A 9,983-nucleotide genomic window follows, 5' to 3' on the forward strand; every position below is an offset into this window, starting at 1 on the left:
GAGGTGCTGGAGAAAGACACTTTGATCGCAGAGGTTTTCAATATGAACGGCTGTGTGAACTACGATAGTTTGATAGTATCGATGTATGATTTGCCTGTGTTTAATATTGGTTCGGATACCTCCATTTGTTATGGATCTTCGATACTACTAAAGACGGGGTTTGGCTTTGATGAGGTCAATTGGTACAGCGAGGACGGAACGGTATTAGAGGAGGACAGTTGGTTTTATAATTATACGGTGGATGTATCAGATGTCTTGGTGGCAGAGGTGTATGATGTCAATCGTTGTTTGAATTACGATACGCTACAGATAGACATGGATCCTTTGCCAGATCATACGATAGGGGAGGATTTGGCTATATGTTATGGTGATTCGGCTTCACTTTCTATCACAGGTAGTTGGACTGATGTGAGTTGGTATACAGTTGGCAATCAATTGCTCCATGATCATTCAACAGAGTATAAATATAAAGTAGAGGAAACTTTAGAAATTTGGACGGAAGTCTATTCAGACAAAAGCTGTCTTCAAAGAGATACCATAGAAGTGACCTCACTCGACTTACCTGAATTTGATTTGTCAGGAGAAGCGATCTATTGCTATAGTGACAGTATCAATTTGGAAGTCGCCGTAGGTGAAGTTTTTGAATGGAGAGGCCAAGACGGCACGTTGTTATCGTCTAGCGCGAAGTGGCAAGCCCTTGCGGAAAGTTCGGATGAAATATCTCTCTATGTAGAGGACGCGAATGCGTGTCATTATTCGGATACGTTGACACTGACTGTGCATGCGCTACCTGATTTTACCATTCAGGGAGAAAGTGAAATCTGCTATGGAGACTCTACGGATGTAGAAGTGAACTATGTACTCATGGATTCTATCTCTTGGTACGATGAGACGATGCGTGTGGGAGACGATGATGCACAACTTCGTTTTTCTGCTTCGGTAGACACATGGCTCTATGCTGATCTGACGGATGTCAATCAATGCCTCAATACAGACTCACTCCTCATCGTGGTGCATGATAGGCCTGTGGCAGCTGCAGGGCCTGATTCACTGATGTGTTTTGGAACACAGATTTCTTTGGGAACGGTACAGACCGAGCCAGATTGGGCGTATACTTGGCGTCCTTCCTTGACGCTTAGTGACCCGAGTGCAACACAGCCTTTGGCTTTTCCCGAAGAAGATACGGAGTATACGCTAGAGATAGTCAATGGCGAAGGCTGTAATGCCAGAGATACGGTTATGATCCACGTCAATCCAGAGATCGTAGTAGATGCTGGAGTAGATGAGGCTATATGTCTTGGAGAGATGGTGTCCTTGGGGACATCATCCACCGCTAGCGGGAGTCAGTTTGACTATAGCTACGAATGGACGAGTGCCAATTTGAATGCGTCTTTGACGGATAGTAACCCCAAGGTTAGCCCAGATACCACCAGTACTTACTATTTAAATGTAAGCTCAGGGTACTGCCCTGAGGAGAAAGATACCATCACCATAGTGGTCAATTATGCACCAGAGATCACAGTCAGTCCGCAGCAAAGTGTAGGGGCAGACGAATCGGTAACGATCGAGGCAACAGGAGGAGTCGAGTACCTATGGTATCCAGAAGTCTCTTTGGATGATCCTACTCTCGCTGCACCCGAAGCATCTCCTTTAGAGACGGTCACTTACTCGGTAGTAGTGACGGATGTCAACGGGTGTGAAAGCACTGGAGAGGTCACGGTACTAGTGCAAAATGTCATTTTTATTCCTAACCTTTTTACACCAAATGGTGACCAAAACAATGATCAGTTCATGGTCTATGGGTCGGGGATTGCGGCATTGGAGTTTCAGGTTTTTGACCTAAACGGAAATGAGGTGTATCACACTTCGGATATAGAGGAAGCGACGACTGTCGGGTGGAATGGTAGTTATAGAGGAGAACCTCTGCCCAATGGAATGTATATCTGGACAATCAGAGGATCATTTCATGATGGGAGGTCACTCAAATTCGAAGGAAATACGAAGGGAGCAATTAGACTGTTGAGATGAGAAAGCATTTTATTTTGATATCGGTACTGGTTGTGATCGTAGGGCCTCTATGGGCTCAGCAGTCGGTGTACACGATCAATCAGTTTACACCGCTACTGATCAACCCTGCGTATGCTACGATGAATTACGATGCAGACCTGTCTTTTTTTAGAGAAGAACTGACCATCGGGCAGGGTGAATTTTTTAATACGAATAGCCTCAATGCTGATTATGTCTTTGTCGAGAAGGAAAGTGGAAGACGACTGCTTGGACTGGGATTCAATGGCCTCAGTAAAGATACGGGGACATCTGATCTACTGAAGACCTATCGAGCAGGACTCTCAGTAGCGGTACCTATCGAGCTGACCGAGGGACAGTTTTTACATTTTGGTCTCAATGCCACCTATGTCAATATCCGTACCTCTATGGATCAGTTGAGTACGGGGTCTCAGTGGATTGCATCCGAGTTTAGGTACGATCCTTCGTCTGGATTGGGCGAGAGTTTTGAGGTGCAGCAGTTGAGTTATGTCTCGCTCAGTGGAGGGCTGATTTGGGATATCCAAAAAGAAAATCGACCTTTTGCGACGTTCGGTGTGAGTGTCTGGGAGTTGAATAAACCAGAAGCATCGTTTTTTGATGAAGAGGTTCGTACGCCGATGACTTTCTGCTTTCATGGTGAGAGTGTGCTGTATGAGCGAGCAAAATTCAAGCTGACTCCTTCTTTTTATTATCAGCGAGAGGGGAGCGTCAATACCTACACCGCGATGGTTTCATCTAAGTTGTTTTTTCGCAATGACAATCCTTATGATATCATTCAGTCGGGCAACTTGGATGTGATTGCACGATATGGTTTCAACCAAGACGCATCACTGGCGGTTGTATTCAACCAACCCCACTTTTCGTTTGGATTCTCCTATAATTTTCCGTTGGGGACTCAAAACCAATACTTGCAAAACGGAATACAACTCGGAGTAACAGTCAGTAAGACGCTATGGAGACCAAGAACCAAAACCATCACGATAGAGACGGTGAGTAGCAGGAGACAGTTTGATTTTGAGCAGACGGCAGTAGTCAGAGAGCAAAAATCAGAAGTAGAGCAGATGAAATCAGAATTGGAGCAGCTAGACAAAGTCAAAACACTGCAGTTTGAACTCTCTAAGGATTTTCATTTTGCACGAGCAGAGGCACAATTGACGGCAGATAGTTATCCATTCCTCGATGATATGGTCAAACTGATGAAAGAAAACCCAGCGTGGACGCTACAGGTTATCGGCCATACGGATAACGTCGGTAGCAAGAAAGACAACTACGAGCTATCACTTCTTCGGGCCAGGGCGGTCGAGGAGTATTTGCTCAGTCATGGAATGGCAGGTGAACAGGTGACGATATTGGGTAGAGGAGATACAGAACCAATCGCCAGCAACGATACCGAAGAGGGCAAGGCCGAAAACAGGAGGGTACAGTTCCTCATTCATGCGATCAATGAGTAGTGGACTAGTCTACATATCGATGCAGTCGCCGTGCTTTCGTTTTGGGAGCATGCTACTGGTGAGCTTATGGTTCATCACGACCTCTGTCTGTGCGCAAAACCTAGAAAGCATAGGCAAAGGCGATGCGCTCACTATCTCTGGTGGGGTCAACGTCAGTCAGGTGTTTTATGCCGCCAATGGCATAGAGGATCGTAGAGATCCCTATAATTACTTTTTGTCAGGTAACTTGAACCTGAGCTTGTATGGATGGAGTGTGCCTGTGTCGTTTTCCTATTCCAATCAAAACGCTTCATTTCAGCAGCCATTTAACCAGTACGGGATGAGTCCTACCTACAAGTGGGTCACTGCACATCTGGGCTATCGGAGTATGACATTTTCTAAGTACACGCTAAACGGGCATTTGTTTTTGGGTGTAGGGGTGGAGCTGACACCCTCTGACAAGGTCAAGATCATGGCGATGTACGGGCAGTTACAGAAGGCCGTGGAACTAGATACTGCCGAAGTGGGCAATTTGCCAGCGTTTAAGCGAATGGGAGGTGGCGCGAAGGTTACACTGGGGGGAGCAGATCACTCGGTCGATTTTTCGTTCTTCAAAGCATCGGATGATCCGAATTCGGTGAAGAGCAATGTCGCAGACATTGGCTTGTTTGCCGAAGACAACTTGGTACTCGGGCTAGGTGTCAGTACCAAAATCATCAATAACCTGACCTTCAAGGGCGAGATTGCCTATAGTGCCATCAGTACCAATTCGCAATCTGAGGAGGTCAATGCAGACCATATCTACAACAAGTTTTCCTTTGCGTTTCAACCCAGAGCCTCATCGTCTTACTACAGTGCCATGAATGCTGCTATACAGTATCAGTTCAAGAAGTATGCTTTTGGGGTGGCTTATGAGCGGGTCGAGCCTGGCTACCGTACGTTGGGCGCCTACTATTTTAACAATGACCTAGAAAACATCGCGCTGACACATACTTCTCGCTGGCTCAATCAGCGGTTGAGCATCAGTGCCAGAGGAGGGCTACAGCGCAACAACCTCAACAAAACTGAGCTCAATACCATGAGCCGATGGTCTGGATCTCTCAGCATCAACTACCAAGTGTCTCCAAAGATTACGACCAATATCAATTACTCCAACTTTAGCACGGTGGTCAATTTTCGCACACCAGAGCAGCTATACAACCAAGCTACTCCCTATGATAACTTGGACACGCTCAATTATCAGCAAATCTCTCAGAACGCAGCCTTAGGCGCTAATTTCCTATTGGGGAATAGTACGGAGAGAGCTCAAAACCTGAACTGTAATTTTGCCTATCAGCAGTCGGCAGAGGAGCAAGGTGGTGAAGCGCAAAATACAGGTAGCAAGTATTACAATTTTAACTCCTCCTATAGTATCAGTTTTGTACCGAGTGCACTAGTCGTGAGTCTTTCGGGCAATGTCAACGTATCACAGGCCGTCGATACGCAAAACCTGATATATGGTCCATCCCTGTCTGCACGCAAATCCCTAGGAGATAAAAAGGCTTCTCTGACGGGCGCTTTATCCTACAACGTGTCAGAGGCCAATAACAAATTGAACAGTAGCGTACTGAATCTGCGGATAGGCGCGGGCTATGTTTTAAGAGAAAAACACCAATTCAACCTCAATGTCACGGCGATCAACCGACATACGCCACATTCTACGACACAGCAGCAGTTTAGAGAGTTTGTCGCAGAACTGGGGTACAACTTTAACTTTTCGAGTCGATGAGCAACCAGTCTAGATTCCATAGCCACCCCCGTGCTTTTCAGTTCATCCGTCAGTTATGGCAGTGGTGTCTCTTCGTGGTGCTTCTCACGGCAGGATACCATGGACAGGGGCAGACCTATCCCGTACAGGTCACTACGACACTGCTCCCTCCCTATAGCCCCGAGCTTAGTTACTATTCGTCAGCGGATGTTAACAATATGCAGGTATTTGTTCATGTACTGGAGCTGGACAGAGTAGACTATCGTGCCAAACTGCGGCTCACCATAGAAGGAGCAGGCGTTCGTCTGACCACTTTGCCATCCTATGTGCCAAACCCATTGGTACTGCAGGGAGGTGTGCCGTTGATGCTCTCAGGTTTTGACCTTCGGCATTATCTCAATCCAGACCATTTGGCATTTGAAGGGATGACCAAAGCAGACTTTATGCGCAACGGTCGTTTGCCTGAGGGCTTTTATACCTTCACGATCGAAGTGCTAGATTATACACGTGGCGTTAGGGTCTCTAATGCCTCGATGGCTACTGCATGGATTGTGCTCAACGATCCCCCACTGATCAACTTCCCTATCAATGCCGACAAAATTACGCTGTCTGAGCCGCAGTTTGTCAACTTCTCTTGGCTCGGTCGGCATTTGGCCTCTCCCAATGCCGCCTTTAGTACCGAGTATGAGTTTTCGCTCTACGAGATGCTCCCGGGACAGACCAGTCCCGATGCGGCGGTACGATCGTCCAACACCATCTACCGTACCACGACCACACAGAGTTCGCTACTCTATGGGCCAGCAGAGCCTCTGCTTGAGCCGGGTAAGAAGTATGCCTTTCGGGTACAGGCCTATGATGTGAGCGGTCGTGATCTTTTCAAAAACCAAGGCTACAGTGAGACCTATTGGTTTCAGTACGGGGACGAATGCATGCCCGTCAAGTTCCTAGCAGGAGAAGCGCTCGATGATAGCCGTATCAAGGTCACCTGGGAGTCCGAGATGTCACATACGGGGTTTACGCTACAATACCGCGAAAAGGGCAAGTCGTCATGGCATACGGAGCAGGCGTTGTTTGGTGCACAGGTCATCCCTGACTTACAGGCAAATACGGAGTACGAATATCAAGTGGCAGGCAAATGTCTCAACTATATCGGAGACTACAGCACGATACAGACCGTGAAGACCGAAGAGCGTGCCAGTGGACCCGAGGACGAAGGGACTTATGCCTGTGGAGAAGAAGGTGAAGCTTCCGACCTCAACCCAACGCCACTAGAAAAGACCCTGCGTACCCTAGATCAGTTCGAGATAGGCGGCATAGACGTCATCATACTGGAAGCCACCAAAGGCTCTGACGGCAGCTATACCGGTACGGGCTATTCTCCCTTGCCGATCTTCAAAGGCGCAGGACTCAAAGTGTCCATCGAAAATGTCATCATCAACGAAGACTACAAAGCCATCGCAGGGAAGGTCGTTACGACCTACGACGAAGAAGGCAGTTTCATATTTGGCAGTCATGACGAGCGAGAACCAGAGGGTGAGGATGTACCTAATGGTATAGAAGATCTCCCTACAGTGGTGGTCACCATACCTGTAGAGATCGCCAGTGTCACAGTAGCCGATGGCGTGGTGACCGTACTGGACGAGACAGGTACACCCGTGTCACTAGAGAGTACAGCCCTGCCAGCAGAGGGCAATACCCTTACGCTAGAAGACGCCAGTGGAGACCAATGGCTCGTAGACAGTGAAGGGAATGTACAAAAGGCAGAGCCCACTGCCGCATCGCAGGCAGCGGGTACTGCACCCGCAGCGATCGGCGCGGACGAAAACGTAGACTTTTCCATCACATTTGAGGCATATACAGAGCAGAAGTTTGGGTTTGATGATCCAAAACAGCCCTTTGACAAGACCACTACTGGCCTGTCTGCGGGCTATACCCAAAAACAAGTTCAGGAAGAAAACTACTGGGTCGCTTGGAAATCTGTCGCTACAGGACAGACCGACTGGGTCACAGCGACCCACGATGCTGGAGAGACACTACGCGCCTATGTAGGCTTCAAAACCACGACCGGAGAACTAGCCAGTCAGCCTAGCGAACAGGAGCAAAGCAAAGCCATCACCGTGCTAGGCAAGAGCAACCAGCACACAGAGACCGTGACCGCCTATGTAAAGCAAGAAGATGAGGAGGGCAATGAAACCGAAAAAACACTCGGAGTGCTACAGGTCATCAGCTATGACCAAGTAAGAGAGCGGGTCATCATCGTCCCTGTCAATGATGCCACCGTACCTGATGCCTATACCGTAGGCGAGGCACTCAACCGTATCTATAGCCAAGCCGTGGCGCACTGGGAGGTGGAGGTCAGCAGCAGCTACCAAGTGGAGGCAGAGATACTCACGCAGCTCGATGAGGGCGAGAGTGGGATACTGTCCAGCTTCCCGAGCAACATGCAGGGTTTCAACCGAGACTACAAGCGCAGCCTGGACAACTATGACAAGGACGCCTACTACCTCTTCCTGATCCCGGGATCGGACAGCGACAGAGCGGGCCTGTCCGCCGATAGGGCGGGGTTCATGCCCTTCAAGCGGCAGTTTGGCTACATCTGGACCGACAAGGCCAGCAACCAATCCACGACCATCGCTCACGAACTGGGACATGGTGCCTTCCGTCTCCGACACACCTTTAGCACAGAGAACTTCGTCGCAGGAGAGCGCACTACTGACAACCTGATGGACTATAATGGCGGCACCCAACTCTACAAACACCAGTGGGACTTTGTCCACGACCCAGAGAGCATGAACGGCTGGGCACAGGATGATGCGGAGAGTGAGTTGGATTTGTGTTTTTGGACGAAAAGCTTATTGACCTATAATAGCCTTTTTGGTGAAGATCATGTATTGAAACCCAATATGCCTATGTACAATGAGGTGAAAGATAATTTTGATAGCTATTGGGATCAATCAGCAGAACTTTTTAAAGAATATAGATTTGGAAATGATAAGGAGAATAATTTAGCCTTAATCTCGAACAGCAATTGGACAATCAGGAATGCGACTCATTATAAGAAGACTGATGAAACCTTCTTTGTGGATCTTGCTATCAAAGCTATAGTCGATAGAGCTGAAGGCGGCGTAACTTTGCACAAAGAAGGTGTTACGTTGGCAAAAATATCCTTGGAAGGAAAGGACTACAAATTAGCAGCTTATAGCAACGATCATACGATTAAACCAAATTATGTACGTGTGGATGAACTTTGTGATTTGGTTGATGATGAGAATGTACAGGTTTACAATTCCGATGGACAATCGTTTATTACCTTTTTAAAGGAAGGAGTACCAGTCTTAGTCATTCAAATTCTGACTGATGATGAAGATGATGTTGAGGTTTGGCTGAAATACATGGGGATTTTGGTTGAAGAAGAAGGAAGTTGGACATCTTTGGTTCCTCCATTTTGGGAAAATTGGAGTTGGGCTGAAGAGGATGAACAAACGGAGTTAGTAAACCAACTTCTGGATGTATCTTTGACCGATTATGTGGATTTTGTTGGATATGACAGTTCAGATCCAGCAGGGTGTTATCGCAGGGCTTCTGATATGTTAGAAACAGCGGGTTATGCAGCCATAGGGCCAGGTCATGAAGATGTTGTACAAATGACACGTGCCGATGAAAATGACGACCTCCAAGTAGAGGATAATATTGAAGACGGGATTGATTTAATAAATGAATATCTTAATGATAATATTCCTATAATGGTAGGTGTTGATTATCATGAGGGACACCCAGGGAATTTAGATGAAACAACAGACCACTGGTTGGTTATTGTAGGTAGAACAACTACAAATGGCCAAACATGTTTTCACTATTATGATGCACAAACATCACATGAATCCATTGGGACGAGTAATGATAATCAATTGTGTGAGCAGGATGATCATACATTAACAGACACCTATAGAGAAGGCACTGCTTATGAAAGAACTTATACGGTCACAATGGTAAGACCTAGCGTAGAAATAAACGATTAAATAAATGAAGGATATAATAACAATTACAGTGTTGGCTATGTACTCGTTGAGCTGTAACTCACAAAATAATTCTAGTAATGATTCCTCAGCGGTTGAAGTAGTAAATGGTTTTTATTCTTGGTATATAGAAGAAGCATATCCCAAAAGTACCAGTTATTATCAAGTACCCAGTTACAAAAAGTTGAGTGGAGCTTCTTACATTTTTGATCTTGATGAATTAAGACAACGTTTAAGTACTATTGATTTCTTTTCGCAAGAATACAGAAATAAGCTTATTGAACAACTCAATGTTTGTAATGATGAAATGCTTAAAATTAAATGGGAGTATGAGCCTGAACCAATGTTTAATATAAAGGAATGTAATTATTTATGGGGAAATCAGTGGGTTGGAGGTCAGGGAGAAAAAATTAGTGGCTATAAAATCAAAGACATTGAGACGGTCGAAGACACAATCAAATGTACTGTTCAGATTTTAATTGATGATAATGTTTCTGTTAAGTCCATAGTTAGTACAAAAAAGATTGATGGAGAGTATAAAATTATTAATATTAATTTAGATTGGTCAAGATAATCGACTCTACTGAGTGTAGGTGAGCTTTGAGTGAGACTATAGTTTCACGTAACTGCAAATAAGATGGTGGAATCGATCGCCCCTCTGGTCGTAGCGTCCGCTGAGACCTAAAATGTAGAAGGGGCCCCCGCTGGCGCGAGCTTGTAGCTCGTGCATCTTCTCAAAGAAAG

The 9,983-nt window shown here is 46.3% G+C and carries 5 protein-coding genes; all 5 read left to right on the forward strand.

What is annotated here, in order from left to right; genetic code table 11:
* A partial coding sequence (locus BUB99_RS19955) for a T9SS type B sorting domain-containing protein (RefSeq protein ID WP_139281130.1) occupies positions 1-2,028 on the forward strand: 2,028 nt, incomplete at its 5' end.
* Entirely contained in the window at positions 2,025-3,497 is a 1,473-nt protein-coding gene (locus BUB99_RS19960) for a PorP/SprF family type IX secretion system membrane protein (RefSeq protein WP_073125753.1), read from the forward strand. The genes BUB99_RS19955 and BUB99_RS19960, both read left to right, overlap by 4 nt.
* On the forward strand, positions 3,490-5,244 hold the full coding sequence (locus tag BUB99_RS19965; protein WP_139281131.1) for a TonB-dependent receptor: 1,755 nt from the start codon (positions 3,490-3,492) through the stop codon (positions 5,242-5,244). Before BUB99_RS19960 ends, BUB99_RS19965 begins: the two co-directional genes overlap by 8 nt.
* Positions 5,241-9,242, forward strand: coding sequence for a fibronectin type III domain-containing protein (locus BUB99_RS19970; protein WP_073125758.1), 4,002 nt, complete (start codon positions 5,241-5,243; stop codon positions 9,240-9,242). The genes BUB99_RS19965 and BUB99_RS19970 overlap by 4 nt, the downstream gene beginning before the upstream one ends.
* 4 nt (positions 9,243-9,246) lie before the next feature.
* Entirely contained in the window at positions 9,247-9,813 is a 567-nt protein-coding gene (locus BUB99_RS19975; RefSeq protein WP_073125760.1) for a hypothetical protein, read from the forward strand.
* The last annotated feature ends 170 nt before the right edge of the window (positions 9,814-9,983 follow it).

The sequence above is a fragment of the Reichenbachiella agariperforans genome (assembly GCF_900142205.1).
GTDB classification, from domain to species: domain Bacteria; phylum Bacteroidota; class Bacteroidia; order Cytophagales; family Cyclobacteriaceae; genus Reichenbachiella; species Reichenbachiella agariperforans.

What these genes read in the sequence shown, in the direction of transcription:
- BUB99_RS19970 (WP_073125758.1), top strand. Translation starts at nt 5,241, where the DNA reads ATGAGCAACCAGTCTAGATTCCATAGCCACCCCCGTGCTTTTCAGTTC.
- BUB99_RS19960 (WP_073125753.1), top strand. Translation starts at nt 2,025, where the DNA reads ATGAGAAAGCATTTTATTTTGATATCGGTACTGGTTGTGATCGTAGGG.
- BUB99_RS19965 (WP_139281131.1), top strand. Translation starts at nt 3,490, where the DNA reads ATGAGTAGTGGACTAGTCTACATATCGATGCAGTCGCCGTGCTTTCGT.
- BUB99_RS19975 (WP_073125760.1), top strand. Translation starts at nt 9,247, where the DNA reads ATGAAGGATATAATAACAATTACAGTGTTGGCTATGTACTCGTTGAGC.